This is a genomic window from Brevibacterium sp. XM4083 (genome assembly GCF_006489205.2).
In the GTDB taxonomy this organism is placed as follows: domain Bacteria; phylum Actinomycetota; class Actinomycetes; order Actinomycetales; family Brevibacteriaceae; genus Brevibacterium.
Genome location: NZ_VFYR02000001.1, coordinates 530,130 through 544,582, shown reverse-complemented (window position 1 = coordinate 544,582; position 14,453 = coordinate 530,130). Strand labels below are relative to the sequence as shown.

14 protein-coding genes are annotated in these 14,453 nt (G+C 68.5%); 5 read left to right on the top strand and 9 right to left on the bottom strand.

Features of this window, described 5'->3' with window-relative positions; translation table 11 throughout:
• Positions 1–183: 183 nt before the first annotated feature.
• The 4 genes from pstC (at position 184) to FJ887_RS02305 (ending at position 3,963) form a co-directional block, all read left to right on the top strand.
• Positions 184–1,074 carry a phosphate ABC transporter permease subunit PstC gene (gene pstC, locus FJ887_RS02320; protein ID WP_137825749.1) on the top strand — a complete coding sequence of 297 codons (891 nt, stop codon included), beginning with the start codon at positions 184–186 and terminating at the stop codon, positions 1,072–1,074.
• A 2-nt stretch (positions 1,075–1,076) separates the two neighbouring features.
• The gene (gene pstA, locus FJ887_RS02315; RefSeq protein ID WP_502799906.1) at positions 1,077–2,216 is read left to right on the top strand and encodes a phosphate ABC transporter permease PstA; all 1,140 of its coding nucleotides are present in this window, start codon (positions 1,077–1,079) and stop codon (positions 2,214–2,216) included.
• Positions 2,217–2,325: 109 nt separating this feature from the next.
• Positions 2,326–3,105 (top strand): phosphate ABC transporter ATP-binding protein PstB, encoded by a 780-nt coding sequence (gene pstB / locus FJ887_RS02310; protein ID WP_137825728.1) that lies wholly within the window; start codon positions 2,326–2,328, stop codon positions 3,103–3,105.
• Positions 3,106–3,819: 714 nt separating this feature from the next.
• Positions 3,820–3,963 carry a hypothetical protein gene (locus FJ887_RS02305; RefSeq protein WP_171007052.1) on the top strand — a complete coding sequence of 48 codons (144 nt, stop codon included), beginning with the start codon at positions 3,820–3,822 and terminating at the stop codon, positions 3,961–3,963.
• A 425-nt stretch (positions 3,964–4,388) separates the two neighbouring features.
• Here the strand turns inward: FJ887_RS02305 and FJ887_RS02300 are convergent, their stop codons facing one another.
• The 9 genes from FJ887_RS02300 to FJ887_RS02260 all read right to left on the bottom strand — a co-directional run bounded on the left by FJ887_RS02300 (position 4,389) and on the right by FJ887_RS02260 (position 13,127).
• On the bottom strand, positions 4,389–5,402 hold the full coding sequence (locus tag FJ887_RS02300) for an inorganic phosphate transporter (protein WP_137825729.1): 1,014 nt from the start codon (positions 5,400–5,402) through the stop codon (positions 4,389–4,391).
• 3 nt (positions 5,403–5,405) lie between these two features.
• The gene (locus FJ887_RS02295; protein WP_137825730.1) at positions 5,406–6,026 is read right to left on the bottom strand and encodes a DUF47 family protein; all 621 of its coding nucleotides are present in this window, start codon (positions 6,024–6,026) and stop codon (positions 5,406–5,408) included.
• 348 nt (positions 6,027–6,374) lie between these two features.
• A complete protein-coding gene (locus tag FJ887_RS02290; protein ID WP_232623704.1) occupies positions 6,375–6,962 on the bottom strand; it encodes a hypothetical protein in 588 nt (195 codons plus the stop codon).
• 44 nt (positions 6,963–7,006) lie between these two features.
• On the bottom strand, positions 7,007–8,029 hold the full coding sequence (locus FJ887_RS02285) for an Ldh family oxidoreductase (RefSeq protein WP_137825731.1): 1,023 nt from the start codon (positions 8,027–8,029) through the stop codon (positions 7,007–7,009).
• Positions 8,026–8,814 carry a GntR family transcriptional regulator gene (locus tag FJ887_RS02280; RefSeq protein ID WP_140954825.1) on the bottom strand — a complete coding sequence of 263 codons (789 nt, stop codon included), beginning with the start codon at positions 8,812–8,814 and terminating at the stop codon, positions 8,026–8,028. Before FJ887_RS02280 ends, FJ887_RS02285 begins: the two co-directional genes overlap by 4 nt.
• Before the next feature lie 59 nt (positions 8,815–8,873).
• Positions 8,874–10,034, bottom strand: coding sequence for a fumarylacetoacetate hydrolase family protein (locus tag FJ887_RS02275; protein ID WP_137825733.1), 1,161 nt, complete (start codon positions 10,032–10,034; stop codon positions 8,874–8,876).
• A 78-nt stretch (positions 10,035–10,112) separates the two neighbouring features.
• Positions 10,113–11,396, bottom strand: coding sequence for a TRAP transporter large permease (locus FJ887_RS02270; protein WP_137825734.1), 1,284 nt, complete (start codon positions 11,394–11,396; stop codon positions 10,113–10,115).
• A gap of 1 nt (position 11,397) precedes the next feature.
• Positions 11,398–12,078 carry a TRAP transporter small permease gene (locus tag FJ887_RS02265; protein ID WP_137825735.1) on the bottom strand — a complete coding sequence of 227 codons (681 nt, stop codon included), beginning with the start codon at positions 12,076–12,078 and terminating at the stop codon, positions 11,398–11,400.
• On the bottom strand, positions 12,078–13,127 hold the full coding sequence (locus tag FJ887_RS02260; RefSeq protein WP_137825736.1) for a DctP family TRAP transporter solute-binding subunit: 1,050 nt from the start codon (positions 13,125–13,127) through the stop codon (positions 12,078–12,080). The genes FJ887_RS02265 and FJ887_RS02260 overlap by 1 nt, the downstream gene beginning before the upstream one ends.
• Before the next feature lie 341 nt (positions 13,128–13,468).
• Here FJ887_RS02260 and FJ887_RS02255 point away from each other — a divergent pair, with 341 nt between their 5' ends.
• A complete protein-coding gene (locus FJ887_RS02255; RefSeq protein WP_137825737.1) occupies positions 13,469–14,422 on the top strand; it encodes a hypothetical protein in 954 nt (317 codons plus the stop codon).
• Positions 14,423–14,453 lie beyond the last annotated feature (31 nt).

The following is a 14,453-nucleotide window of genomic DNA, read 5'->3' as shown; positions in this document are numbered from 1 at the left end:
TAGCTCCCGCTACGCCGCTCTTCGGTGCCCACGATCCGCTGCGGATCCCCACCTGCGACACGAGGAGCAGCTGTGCCGACCAGCACACAGACCACTGAGGCAGACCCGGCCGGCGCTCCTCAGCCGAGCGCCCAGGCAGCCCCGGCCAAGGCGCCCAAGGCCGTTGTCCGGCCCGGCGACCGCATCTTCTCCGGCGCGACGCTCGCCGCCGGCATCCTCATCCTTCTCACCCTGGCCGGCGTCGCCCTCTTCCTCCTCGCCCAGTCGAGTGAGACGATCGAGGCCCAGCTCACCGATCCGAGCGCGATCACCGGCGGCAACGGCTTCTTCGCCTACGTGTGGCCGCTCGTCATCGGCACGCTCGTGTCCTCGGCCATCGCTCTGGTCGTCGCGACCCCGTTCGCGCTCGGCATCGCGCTCTTCACGACGCACATGGCCCCGCGTCGGCTCGCCCCGGCCCTCGGCTACGTCATCGACCTGCTCGCCGCCATCCCCTCGGTCGTCTACGGCCTCTGGGGGCTGACGCTCGCCGGGAACCTCACCGGCTTCTACCAGTGGCTGGCGACGTGGTTCGGGTGGATTCCGATCTTCGCCCCCGACGCCGACGGGGCGATCTCGAGCACGGGACGCACGCTGCTCACCGCCTCGCTCGTCCTCTCGATCATGATCCTGCCGATCATCACCTCCCTGACCCGGGAGATCTTCCTCCAGACCCCGCGCCTGCAGGAGGAGGCGGCCCTCGCGCTCGGCGCGACCCGCTGGGAGATGATCCGCATGGCCGTGCTGCCGTTCGGCAAGTCGGGCATCGCCTCGGCGACGATGCTCGGACTCGGCCGCGCCCTCGGCGAGACCATGGCCGTGGCGATGATCCTCTCCCCCGGCCTGCTCACCGCGTCGCTGCTCGTCAGCGGCAACCAGACCATCGCCTCGGAGATCGCGCAGAACTTCCCTGAGGCCGCAGGACTGCGCCTGTCCGAGCTCATCTCGATCGGCCTCGTCCTCTTCGTCATCACCCTGCTGGTGAACATGGCGGCTCGCGCAATCGTTGCCAAGACTTCCGTGAAGGGCAGTTGATGATGTTGACGACCTCGGACAATGCGACAACCAAGACCCGTACGCTGACCTCGAAGCAGCTGCCCAAGGCGACCCCCTGGATCATCGCGGTGGCCTCGATCATCGTCGGCATCGGCATCACCGTCGTGGCGACCGGCGGCTTCTCCGTCGCCATCGCCGCGATCATCGCCGGCGTCATCAACCTCGCCGCAGTGCTCATCATCTCCGGCGCCTACGAAGGCCGGCGCAAAGCCGTCGACCGCGTCGCCACGACGATCGTCACCTCGACCTTCGTCCTCGCGTGCGTGCCCCTCGTGTCGCTGCTGTGGCTGACCGTGTCGAAGGGCGGAGCGGCGATCAACTTCGATCTGCTCACCCGCACGATGCTCGGCATGAAGGGCGTGCTCGACCAGCAGTACGTCGCCGGTGAGGCCTCCCTGGCCGGCGGCTTCTACCACGCGATCGTCGGCACCGTGCTCATCACGTTCGCCGCCTGCGTGATCTCCATCCCGATCGGCGTGCTCACCGCGATCTACCTCGTCGAGTACGCGGGCAAGAACCGCCTCGGCAAGGCCATCACCTTCCTCGTCGACGTCATGACGGGCATCCCGTCGATCGTCGCCGGTCTCTTCGCCTTCGCGCTCTTCTCGACGATCCTCGGATTCGTCATGCCGGATGCGACAGGCAGCGCGAAGACGGGCTTCACCGCCTCGGTGGCGCTGTCGGTTCTGATGATCCCGATCGTCGTGCGCAACACCGAGGAGATCCTCCGCCTGGTGCCGATGGACCTCCGTGAGGCGTCGTACGCCCTCGGTGTGCCGAAGTGGAAGACGATCGTCAAGGTCGTCCTCCCGACCTCGGTCTCCGGCATCCTCTCCGGTGTGACGATCGCGATCGCCCGCGTCATCGGCGAGACCGCCCCGATCATGGTCACCGCCGGATTCGCGAAGACGCTCAACTGGAACCTCTTCTCCGGCTGGATGTCGACGCTGCCGACCTACATCTACGATTCGCAGCTGCGGCCGGTGTCTCCGGGTGATGCGGCGCTGGCGAGCTCCGAGCGCGCATGGGCCGCGGCCCTCGTCCTCGTCATCCTCGTCATGCTCCTCAACCTGCTGGCCCGCTTCATCGCCAAGGTCCTCGCCCCCAAGGCCGGCCGATGAACTGACCGACACGCAGCCCCGGCGGGCGATGCCAGGCGCCGACCGCCTCGGCGCGGATCCCCGCACCACACGCTTCACGCTTCACACGTCTCCAGAGAGGTGACACCACATGTCCAAGCAGATCGACATCAAGGATCTCGACATCTACTACGGCGACTTCCAGGCCGTCGACGATGTCTCCATGCACATCAAGCCGCGGTCGGTGACCGCGTTCATCGGCCCCTCCGGCTGCGGCAAGTCGACCGTGCTGCGCACGCTCAACCGCATGCACGAGGTCATCCCCGGCGCCAGCGTCAAGGGCGAGGTCCTCATGGACGGCAACAACATCTACGGCGCCGGCGTCGACCCGGTCAACGTCCGCCGTGAAGTCGGCATGGTCTTCCAGCGGGCCAACCCGTTCCCGACGATGAGCATCAAGGAGAACGTGCTCGCCGGGGTGCGCCTGAACAACAAGCGCATGTCGAAGACCGACGCCGACGACCTCACCGAGCGCGCGCTCAAGGGCGCGAACCTGTGGAACGAGGTCAAGGACCGTCTCAACCTGCCCGGTTCGGGACTCTCCGGCGGACAGCAGCAGCGTTTGTGCATCGCCCGCGCGATCGCCGTCGAGCCCGAGGTTCTCCTCATGGACGAGCCCTGCTCGGCCCTCGACCCGATCTCGACGCTGGCGATCGAGGACCTCATCAACGACCTCAAGGACAAGTACACGGTCGTCATCGTCACCCACAACATGCAGCAGGCCGCTCGCGTGTCGGACAAGACGGCGTTCTTCAACATCGCCGGCACCGGCAAGCCGGGCAAGCTCATCGAGTTCAACGAGACCTCGACGATCTTCTCCAACCCGGACAAGGAGGAGACCGAGAACTACATCTCCGGTCGCTTCGGATGATCCCACACCGCTGGCGGTGGCGTCGGTGACGCATTCGTCGGTGGCGGTGTCGGTGACGCATTCGTCGGTGGCGGTGTCGGTGACGCACTCGTCGGTGGCGGTGTCGGTGACGCACTCGTCAGTGGCGGTGTCGGTGACGCACTCGTCAGTGGCGGTGGCGTCGCTGACGCACCGCTGAGTGAGAGAGCCGGATCGGGCATTGTGCCCGGTCCGGCTCTTCGCATCTGCCCTGCGGCCGTGGGACCCGGGCGGCTTCCTCGACAGTGGACTGAGCCGCTCCCCTCCGCCGAGACCGCCACTTGTCACTGAGACCGCCACTTGTCACTGAGACTGCCAGCCAGAACCGTCGGTCTCGGCGACAAGTGGCGGTCTCGGCGCCGGCGTCGCCGGGGTGGGGTGAGGTCCGCGGGCGGCGCCGAGGCAGAGGCGGGCTGACGACGCAGCGACGTTCCCGAGGTGGATCCCGCTCGATTTCGCGCGCAGAATCGAACGGGATCCACCTCGGAGAGGCCCGGACGTCGGACCTGACGTCGGATCTGACGTCGCCTCTAGGCGTCCGGCACGGCATCTCTCGGGACGCCCAGACGACGATCGAGTGCGTCCAACGAGGCATCCAAGTCGGCGTCCGACAGGTTTTCCTCCCAAGTCGGCCCATCCGGATCGGCGGGGGCTCCGAACCCCTGACACCATCGCACCGCCACCGGAGGGAACACCATGACCGCGGCTCCTGGACTCAACCGCCCGACTCGGATCCTCGTCGAGCTCGTCGGCGGCGTTCTCGGTGCCGCAGCCGTCGTCGGGGCGACGGTGGCCGTCTCCGTGTTCGTCCTCGGGCGGAGGACCGCGACACCCCACTGATTCCGGCAGTGTCGCTGTCGACGGGTGGATCGGCAGTGGCGCTGTCGGTACGACTTCCCCTCGACTTCCCCATGCCGGCCTGACCGCCTCAGCTCCTGAGTCGAAGTGGCTGCGTCTCAGCTCCTGAGTCTCAGCCGCTGCGTCTCAGCTGACGAGGCGAGCGGGGCTCCGGCAGTCCATCCCCAACAGTGCGGCTGACGGAGCTCCGTCAGCCGCTCGTTGCGGACACGCCGCTCGTTGCGGGCACACCGCGGGTTGCGAGCGTCAGGGCACGCCGCTCGTTGCGGGCACGCCGCTGATCGCGGGTAGGCCGCTCGTTGCGGGCGTCAGGGCACCGCGCTCATTGCGGGCACGCCGCTGGGTACGGGGATTCGCTGCGGCGTCAGCCGCACGCCGCCGTCCGTCAGCCGCACGCCGCCGCCCGGTCACGTGCCGACGGAGACCCTGACGATGAGCCCGATGACGATCGCGAGCAGCGCCGCGGCGGGGATCGTCAGCAGCCACACCCCGAACATCGGGACGAAGTAGCGGGCGCGCGGATGCCCTTTCCGACCCGCGTACTGCGTGCCGAGGATCGCCGAGCCGAGCACGAAGGTGAGCGACACCGGCACCCGCATGATGAGGGCTGCAATGTACATGAGCACGGCGGCGGCACCGTCGGCGGCGACGGACTTGACCGGATCGAGCTTCGCCATCCGCACCGAGAGCGTGCGCACGACCCGCCAGCCGCTCAGTCCCGTGCCGAGCGCCAGCGCGAGCGCGATGATGATGCGCACCGGCCACGAGATGTCGATGACGTCGACCCTCTCCCCCGGTGCGGTCTGGACGGCGACGATGGCGACCATGACGAGGGCCGCCGTCTTCTGTGCGTCCTGCACGCCGTGGACGAGCGAGAGCGAGCAGGTGAGCACCGAGTCGACCATCCGGGCGCTGCGGAAGAGCGGCTTCGACGGGGTCGAGGCGAAGATCTTCGACAGCAGCAGGGTGAGCGCCCACGCGAGGAGGAAGCCGAGGATCGGTGAGAGAAGCAGCGGGAGCACGACGGAGTCGAAGGCCTCGCGCATGTCGAGGGCGAACCCCAAGACGATGCCGGCGCCGAGCAGACCGCCGATGAGGCAGTGCGTCGAGGACACCGGCAGGGCGAGCCAGTAGGTGAAGAGACTCCAGGCCGTCGCGGAGACGAAGGCGATGAGGATGCACAGGAGGATGGCGTCGGCGGCACCGGCGAACTGGACGATCTGGTTGGCGACGACGATGGCGATTCCCTCACCGAGGAGGGCGCCGATGAAGTTGAAGACGACCGCGAGCCCGAGTGCCCATTTCGGGCTGAGCGCGCGTCCGACGACGGCGTTGCCGATCGTCAGCGCCGCATCATGGAACCCGTTGGACCCGGCGAAGATCACCGCGGCGACGATGACTCCCGCCAAGAGCAGCTCCACGGATCAGGACTCCTTGATCGCGATCGAGGCGACGACCTTGCCGAGTTCGGTGAAGCCGTGGGCGGCGCGGACGAACGCCTGCCCGAGCTGGGACACCGCGGCCATGTAGGTGAGTCCGCGCTTCGAGTTCGGCACGGCGTCGGACATCCGCCACTGGAGGGTCTCGACCTGGTGTGTGAGCCGGTTGATCGCGTCGACGTAGTCCCACTGGTCGAGTTTGCCCGGCAGCTTCGACACCATCCGCGAGGTGTGGTCGGTCTGGTTCGACAGGACGGCCAGGGTCTCGAGCACCCCCGAGGGCAGTGTGTCGAAGGCTTCGGAGGCGAGGACGAATCCGGCCCCGTGGAGGAGGTGGCAGATCTCGCGCATGTGGTGGCACAGGAGGTAGAGATCGTAGCGGTCGAACGGGGTGATGTAGTTCTCGCGCAGCGCCCGCAGCACCGCACCCATGTCCTCATCGGCCCGATCGCCGATCTCCCGGAGCTGGTCGGCGACTTCACGGCGCTGCCCGACGTCGGAGCCGGAGAGTTCGGCGAGGACGAGATTGCACTGTCGCATCTGTCCGACGAGATCGGCCATCCGCTCGTAGAACACAGTGTCCTGCGGTACCCGTCGCAGCCGCATGCGATTCCTCCTGCCCCGCCGCCGGACGGTGTGCATGTCGCGCCAATGCTCTGTGGTGAAGTTATGACCCGGACGCTGAACCGAGAGCGCCTCTCGGCGATAGGCCGCTCGAAGCGGCTGAGGTTGGAGCCCGGGGCTTCAACGATCCAACGTCCGGATGGCCCGAGGGCCGCTTCCCACGATACCGCTTCCTCGCCGTGCGTCTACCCCGCGAACGCTCGGACGACGTTGAAAAATCTCACAGTCCCCAACGGCTGATCTCGGGGCTGAGCATCGTCATTCGGAGCAGGTACCAGAACTCCCCCGCCGAGGCGGCCCCTCAGTCCCGCGCGCCCGTGACCTCGGGCGTCACTCGAGTCCGCCGTGACGGCGGGCCATGCCCGCGTCGCCGAGGTCCTTCGACAGCTGCTGCAGGCGGGTGCGGGTGTCCGGGTCGTTCGCACCGGCCGCGCAGATGCCGACGAAGGCGCCCGCCCGCAGAAGGGCGATGACGACGTCGCCGCGGAAGGCGCCGGCGAGGATCTCGTCGATCGCGCGCGCCACCTCGTCGGGTCCGGCGGGCACCTCGACTCCGGCGAGGATCTCTGTGAGGCCGATGCCCTCGGTGGTGCGGCGCAGGCCGAGGTCGAAGAGGTCGGCGACCTCGCGGGGTGCGGTGACGATCCACTCCCGGAGGGCGTAGAGGCGCCACAGCGCCCCGGGGGCCGAGACCGCGGGGGCCGCGGACCACATCTCGGCGATGACTTCGAGACCGATGTCGTCGGCGAGGTCGATGAACCGCCGCGTCGCGGCTTCGTCGCGGTTACCGCGGCAGTCGCCGAGCAGCAGCGCGGCGGTGGCATGCGAGGTCTCCGAGCGGGTGACCGGATCGCTCGGGTCGCTCACGGCGTCGAGATCGGCGAGGGGCACGGGGCGGTGGTACGGGCGTTCATTCATCGTGCGTGCAGTCTAGTCGCCGAGGCTGGGCACGGGTAGAGGCGTCACTGCGGTCGCGTGAGGCCGAGCCGGTCGGCGAGGGCGGTGAGCGCCTCGGCAGTGGAGTCGTCGAGGTCGAGGCTCTCGGCATGGGCAGCCTCGGTCTCGTGTTCGATCTCGCCGGGCAGGCGCACGCCGGCGCCGGAGCCACGGATGGCGGCGGCGAGGGCGCTCACCTTCGCCTCGGCGGTGTCGCGGCCGTTGAACGCCGCGGGGTCGATCGCGATGAGGAGGTGTCCGTTGTTCATCGCCGAGGCGGGGTTGTCCCAGATGTCCTGCGTCTCGTGGGCGAACGTCGCGGCGGTCAGCGATGCGCTCAGCGCCTCGAGCAGCACCGCGAGTCCCGACCCCTTGTGGCCGCCGAAGGGCACGAGCGCCCCCTCGGCGGCCGCGGCCGGGTCCGTCGTCGGGCGTCCTTCGGCGTCGACGGCCCAGCCGGCGGGGAGGTCGCGTCCGGCATTGCGGGCGGCGATGACCTTGCCGAAGGCTCCCGCCGAGGTGGCCATGTCGACGGTGAGCGGCTCGCCCTCGGCGGTCGGGGCGGCCAGGGTGAGCGGGTTCGTTCCGATGACCTTCGCGCTTCCGCCGTGGACGGCCACGGTGGGGCCGGTCGTCGAGGTGAGGAGACTGACAATGCCCCGTGCGGCCAGCTGGTCGGTCCAGAACGCGCCGGCCCCGTAGTGGCTCGAGTTCTCCACGGCCACGCAGCTCACCCCGTACTCCGGGGCCCGTTGAACGGTCCAGTCGACGGCGGTCTGCATGACGACCTGGCCGAGGCCGCTGCCGCCGTTGAGGACGGCGGAGGCGCCGTTGTCCCGCACGAAGGCGACCTGGGGCTGTGCTGCGATGCCTCCGGCGGTGAGCGCGCTGACGTAGAGCGGGAGGCGCAGCAGCCCGTGGGAGTGGATGCCGCGCTGATCGGCCTGGACGAGCGAGCGGGCGGTCAGGGCGGCGTCGGCGCCAGGCACCCCGCAGGCGGTCAGGGCGGAGGCGGCGAAGCCGGTGAGGGAGTCGACTCGGAATCTCATGAGCCGCCGTCCGGTTCGCAGGCTCCGGCCCCCAGGACGTGGGAGCGCGCGGCTGCGGGTTCCCGTCCCGAGGCGCCGTCTGCGGGCTCCTGCCCGGGAGCCGCGTCCGCGGTGCTCGCGGAGAACCTCTCGAGCGCACGGAGGATGTGGGTGCGCATCGCCGCCTCCGCCGCCTGCGGGTCGCAGTCGGCGATGGCCTGGGCGATCTCGGCATGTTCGGACACGGTGTCGGTGCCGTGCGGGTCGCCGGGGAAGAGACGGAAGAGGTGGAGGTGCGGGTGCATCTGCCGATACGCGTCGAGGAGGAAGCTGTTGCCGGTCGCTTCGAGGATGCGGGTGTGGAAGCGCGTGTCGTGCTGCGAGAGCTCCTGCTTCCAGTCGGAGGCACCCTTCCCGTCGGAGGCACCCTTCCCGTCGGAGGCACCGAGACCGTCGCGGAAGGCATTGATCTCCTCGCACAGGGCGCGCCCCGGATTCGATCCCCGGTCCGCGGCGACGACCTTCGCGGCCCACGGTTCGAGGAGCAGCCGCATCTCGATCATCATCTCGAGGTCGCGGCGGCTGAGCAGCGGGGTCGTCGCGTAGCCGCGCGGGTGCCGGGTGCGCACGAGCCGGTCGCCTTCGAGGCGCTGCATCGCCTCGCGCACCGGCGTCTGGGACACCCCGAGCTCACGGGCCATGCGGTCGATCGTGATCCGCTCACCGGGCGGCACGGTGCCGTCGAGGATCATCGACCTGATCCTCGCGTAGACGGTGGATTCCGCGGCCGTGTCCCGTCCGGTCATCTCGACATCCTTCCCCGACGCACTGGCGACATCCGCCCCCACTCCTGTCAACACCGACACTATCGCTGTCCTGAGGTGAGGTCACGAAGGAGGGAGCGAATGCCGTAGTCCCAGGTGGGAAGGTCCTCGCACCGTCCGACGACGTTCGTCAGCGTGCCCAGGCGATCGCCGGTGATCGTCACGACATCGCCGAGGCGGTGGGTGAATCCCAGCCCCTCCTCCTCACGGTCCGCGGTCGGGGCGAAGAGGGTGCCGGTGTAGAGGACGAACCCGTCGGGGTACTGGTGGTGGGGTCCGTGGGCGGCGGCGAGGAGCTCCTCGAACGATCGGCTGAGCGCGCTCACGGAGTTGATGCCCGACAGTGTGTATCCGTCGTCGCCGGTGACGGTGAGAGTGAGGTCGAGGCCGCGGGAGTCATCGAGGTCGAAGGTCGCATCGAAGAGGCGGATGAGCGGGCCGAGCGCGGTCGAACGGTTGTTGTCCTTGGCCATGCCGAGCAGCAGGGAGCTGCGGCCCTCGACGTCGCGGAGGTTGACGTCGTTGCCCATCGTCACCCCGTGGACCCGGCCGTGGGAGTCGGCGACGAGGACGAGTTCGGGTTCGGGGTTCGACCACGCGGAGAAGGCGGGGATCCCGACGGTGTCGCCGGAGCCGACGGCCGAGAGCACGGGGCCTTTGGTGAACACCTCGGGGTCAGGGCCGAGACCGACCTCGAGGTACTGCGACCACCAGCCCTTCGCGACGAGCGCGGCCTTCAGCCGGGCGGCCTCGGCCGAACCGGGGCGGATCGCTGCGAGGTCGGCGGTGACGGCCGCGGCGAGTTCGGTCCGCACCGCCTCGGCGCGGTTCGGGTCACCGTCGCAGCGCTCCTCGATGAGGCGTTCGATCATCGAACCGGCGAACGTCACCCCGCAGGCCTTGATGACTTGGAGATCGATCGGGGCGAGGAGGACGGGGCGGTCAGCGGCCCCGGCGACCGCCTCGGCGGGGGTGACGATGTCATCGATCGACCAGGCGGGCGGATGCGAGGTCAGCGCGGTCAGCCGGTCGATCGCCTCCGGATGGTCGAGGATCCCGGCGACCGTGACGTCGACGCGTGAGGCGTCACGGACCTCGTCGCCGGTGACGAGGACGGGAACGGGAGCGGGCCGGGACGGGACGGCCAGGCGACCGAGGAACGTGCCGGTCGCCTCGGCGGGAAGGAGGTCGCGGAGACTCACGACGGATGACCTCCTCGGCGAGCGGAGGCGGCGATGGGAAGTGACACGGGAAGGGAACCTCTCTGGTGGGGTGGACGGTCAGACGGCGTAGCCGAGGAGGCTCGGCAGCCACAGGCTGAGGAACGGGACGACGGAGATGAGGATGAGGGTGATGAGCATCGGGATGAAGAACGGCATCGTTCCCCTGATCACCGTTGTCACCGGGTACTTCGTCACCGAGGACAGGACGAAGAGGACGAGGCCGACCGGTGGGGTGAGCAGGCCGATGAGGAGGTTGAAGATGATCATGATGCCGAAGTGGACGGGGCTGAGCCCGAACACCTCGGCGACGGGGAGGAGGACCGGGACGAGGATGAGGATCGCCGAGGTGGGTTCGAGGACGCAGCCGATGAGGAGGAGCAGGAGGTTGACGAGGATGAGGAAGACGATCGGGCGGTCGGTGATCGACAGGAGCACCTCGGCGGCGAGCTGGGGTGCCTGTTCGCGGGCGAGGACCCAGCCGAAGAGGGCGGCGCCGGCGACGATGATGAGGATGCCGCCGGTCGTCTCGACGGCGGTGACGAGGGCGTGGCGGACCTTCTCCCACGTGAAGTTGCCGTAGACGATCGCGAGGATGCCGATGTAGGCCACGCCCACGGCACTCGCCTCGGTGGGGGTGAAGATGCCGGAGAGGATGCCGCCGAGGATGACGACGGCGGCACCGACCGGCGGCAGGGCGCGCAGGCCGGACTTCACACGTTCGGCGCGGGAAGCCTTGGGCAGGCGGAGGTCGTCGCGCTTGCGGGTGAGGACCCAGACCATGGCGCTGAGCGTGAGGACGAGGAGGACGGCGGGGACGATGCCGGCCATGAAGAGCGCGCCGACGGACACCCCGGCGGTGACGGCGTAGATGATCGCCGGGATCGACGGCGGCATCATCGGGGCGATGAGGGAGGAGGCGCCGGTGACGCCGAGGGAGAAGCCGACGGGGTAGCCGCGGCGGATCATCGCCGGCACCTGGATGCGGCCCATCGCGGCGGCGTCGGAGATCGCGGCACCGGAGACCCAGGAGAAGCCGAAGCTCGTGAGGATGTTGACGTAGCCGAGCGACCCGCGGACGTGGCCGATCGCGGCGACGGCGGCGTCGTAGAGGCGGTCGGTGGCCCCGGAGATGTTCGCGAGGTTGCCGAGCAGGATGAACATCGGCACGGCGAGGATGGCGAAGTCGAAGACCCCGGAGGTCGCCTGTTGGACGGCGAGAGCCGGACTCGAGGAGGGGTCGGTGACGATGTAGACGAGCGAGGGCACGAGGAGGGCGATGCCGACGGGCACGCGCAGGGCGAGGAGCAGGAGGAGGGCGGCGAGCATGAGGATGAGGGTCATGTCACAGGCCTTCCAGCTGGGCGGTGGAGTCGACGGTGTCGGGGTTCTCCTCGGGGAACCTCGCGACCATGATGATCTCGATGACCGTGTGGATGAAGATGAGGATGAAGCCGATGGTCGCGGCGAGGTAGAGCAGCGCGGTGGGCAGCCCCGAGGCGGGCATCGCGATCGCTGCCACGATGTCGACCATCATGATCCCGGAGACCGCCATGAACGCGGACACGGCGAGGACGACGAGGCGGGCGAAGGTGCCGATCACCCGGCCGACGGCGGCGGGGACGACAGTGGCGATGAGATCGACGGTGATGTGGGAGCGCCGGGAGGAGACGAAGGCGGCGGCGATGAAGGTCAGCCACACGAGGGTGAGGCGGGCGACCTCCTCGGTCCACGACAGCGGCGAATCGAAGACGTAGCGGGTGATGACCTGGAGCATGACGAGGACGAAGACGCCGACCATGAGGAGGATGCCGATCGTGCGCTCGAGCGTGATCGCCGCTCGGTAGAGGCCGCTGCGGCGTTCGAAGGAGTCCTGCTCGAAGGCCTGGGTCGCCTCGGCGTCGGCGATGTTGTCGGTGCCGGGAGACTGGAGGCCGGGGTCGTTTGGGCCGGTCGGGTCAGGGGTCTGCGGGTTCGGGTCGGGAGTCTTGGAATTGGGGTCGGGGTTCGGGGTCGTCGGGTTCATCAGTTCTCCTCTCCCGCCGCTGTGCGCGCGTCCTCGAGGGACTTCTTCACCGCGAGGTAGGTGTCGCCCCAGCTCACCCGGGTCGGCAGCTCGGCGGCGACGAGGTCGCGGAAGGCTTGGATGTCGACGTCCTCGACGACCTCGATCTCCCCGGTCTCCTTCCACTCGGCGAGGATCTCCCGCTCCTGAGTGACCGTGCACTCCTCGACGCGGACGCGGGCGGCGTCGATCGCCTCGGTGAGGGTCCGCCGCTTCTCCGGCTCCATGCTGTCGAGGAGGCGCTGGTTGCCGACGAGGTAGACGCCTTGGACGATGTGCTCGGTGATGCTGATGTAGTCCTGGACCTCGTAGAACTTCGCCGAGGCGATCGTCGGGATCGGGTTCTCCTGCGCGTCGATCGTGTTCTGCTGGAGGCCGAGGTAGACCTCGCTGAGCGCCATCGGGGTCGCTGTCGCGCCCATGATGTCGAGCGTCGTGAGGTAGAGCGGGGCGTCGGGGGTGCGGATCTTCAGACCGTTGAGGTCCTCAGGCGTGCGCACCGGGGTGTTCGCCGTGACCTGGCGGGCGCCGTAGTAGAAGTTGCTGACGACCCGCAGGTCGGTCTCGGCGGCCATGTCGTCGAAGACGTCGGTCATGATCGGTCCCGTCGTCGCGGCTTGGAGCTCAGCGGCATCCTCGGCGAGAAACGCGCCGTCGAGGACGGCGGCCTCCGGGTGCCACGCGCCGAGGAACGAGGGCCCGCTGTTGACGAAGTCGAGGGCGCCCGTGGCGACCTGCTCGACCATCTCCGCTTCGCTGCCGATCTGGGCGGCGGGGTAGATGAGGACGTTGAAGCCCTGGTCGGCGAGTTCCTCCTTCATCGGCTCGAGGCCGCAGGAGTTGACCGGGTGGGTGGCTTCGTAGACGTTGCCGAAGCGCAGGGTGATCGCGTTCGGGTCGACGGCGTCGGTCGCGGCCCGGTCGAAGTCGACGGGTTGGAACATGGCGCAGCCGGAGAGGGCGAGCACGGCGGCTGCGGCCGTGATCGCGGTGGCGAGGCGCTTCTTCATGTGTTCTCCTCAGACGAATCCCGCCGTTGGGATCCTCACGACACTGTGATGGCTGATGGTTGAGACACTGCCGGGTCACTGCTGGGTCTGACCTTGGGAGCTGCCGGAGGTGCTGGTGCCGGCACGCGGTGGAACGTATAGCTTTTCTCCGAATCGTATACATAGGATGTGTCGTGGACAACAGTTCCGAGAAGAACCGCCCATGAATCTCCGGGCAAATCTCCTACGAAAATCACAGTGTCCCCTACTAAAATGAATCCGGGTCTGACACCGCAGCAGGCGGTCTCATCAGACATCTTGTGAAGACGACTTGTATCGACAGTGAACGAGGAGGAACTCCCGTGGCGAAGTCATCAATGGTTCAGAAGGGCCTCGACAGAGCGGCCAAACTCGCGGTCAACGAGGACGGAACCATCAATCCGCGCACGCAGTCGGTGCTCTCGAAGCTGCTCTCCGTGCAGCGTCCGGTGGCCCTGGCCTACGTGCGGTCGCTGCGCCGGCGGAACCCGGATGCCACTCCCGAGGAGCTCGTCGAGATCATTCGCAAGCACTACCTCGCGCTGACGACGACCGGCGGCGCTGCCGTCGGTGCGACGGCGGCGGTGCCCGGCATCGGCACGATGGCCGCGGTCGGCTTCGCGACGGCGGAGACCGCGGGCTTCCTCGAGCTGACGGCGCTCTTCGCGCAGTCGATCGCGGAGATCCACGGCCTGCCGGTCAATGACCCGGCGCGGGCGAACGCCCTCGTCCTCGGCCTCATGCTCGGCAAGGACGGGAAGAACCTCGTTCAGCGGTTCGGGAAGAAGTCCGTGGGACCTGAGGCCCTCCTCGGCGACTGGGGTGCGACGGTGACGAAGCAGCTGCCGGCGCCCGTCGTCGACATGCTGCTGCGGAAGCTGCGCAAGACCTTCATCCAGAAGTTCGCCGCGCGGGCGGGTGGGTCGTTCTTCGGACGCCTCCTGCCCTTCGGCATCGGCGCGGTCATCGGCGGCGTTGTCAACGCGCAGATGGCGCGGAAGGTCGCGAACGAGTCGAAGACGGCCTTCGGCGCTGCCCCGACGGTGTTCCCGCTGGAGACCGATCCGCAGTTCGTCGACCAGAAGAAGGACAACAAGCTGCTCGGGACGATCAAGGCCCTGACGTCGATGGGCCGGAAGAAGGACAAGGACGTCGACGGAGAGGTCGTCGACGACGGCAGCGGTGTCGGCGTCGACGCGTCGAAGTACGACGCGGATTCGGCCAACTCGGCAGGGTCGTCGAGCGGAGACGGATCATCGAAGCAGATCGGACGCTGACCTGCGTCACCGGCGCTTGAGTCCGCCCGCG

Excerpts from the sequence above, each read along its gene's own strand:
- FJ887_RS02280 (WP_140954825.1), bottom strand. The coding sequence starts at position 8,814 with ATGACCGGACGGGACACGGCCGCGGAATCCACCGTCTACGCGAGGATC.
- FJ887_RS02290 (WP_232623704.1), bottom strand. The coding sequence starts at position 6,962 with ATGAATGAACGCCCGTACCACCGCCCCGTGCCCCTCGCCGATCTCGAC.
- FJ887_RS02265 (WP_137825735.1), bottom strand. The coding sequence starts at position 12,078 with ATGAACCCGACGACCCCGAACCCCGACCCCAATTCCAAGACTCCCGAC.
- FJ887_RS02260 (WP_137825736.1), bottom strand. The coding sequence starts at position 13,127 with ATGAAGAAGCGCCTCGCCACCGCGATCACGGCCGCAGCCGCCGTGCTC.
- FJ887_RS02295 (WP_137825730.1), bottom strand. The coding sequence starts at position 6,026 with ATGCGGCTGCGACGGGTACCGCAGGACACTGTGTTCTACGAGCGGATG.
- FJ887_RS02305 (WP_171007052.1), top strand. The coding sequence starts at position 3,820 with ATGACCGCGGCTCCTGGACTCAACCGCCCGACTCGGATCCTCGTCGAG.
- FJ887_RS02285 (WP_137825731.1), bottom strand. The coding sequence starts at position 8,029 with ATGAGATTCCGAGTCGACTCCCTCACCGGCTTCGCCGCCTCCGCCCTG.
- FJ887_RS02270 (WP_137825734.1), bottom strand. The coding sequence starts at position 11,396 with ATGACCCTCATCCTCATGCTCGCCGCCCTCCTCCTGCTCCTCGCCCTG.
- pstB (WP_137825728.1), top strand. The coding sequence starts at position 2,326 with ATGTCCAAGCAGATCGACATCAAGGATCTCGACATCTACTACGGCGAC.
- pstA (WP_502799906.1), top strand. The coding sequence starts at position 1,077 with ATGTTGACGACCTCGGACAATGCGACAACCAAGACCCGTACGCTGACC.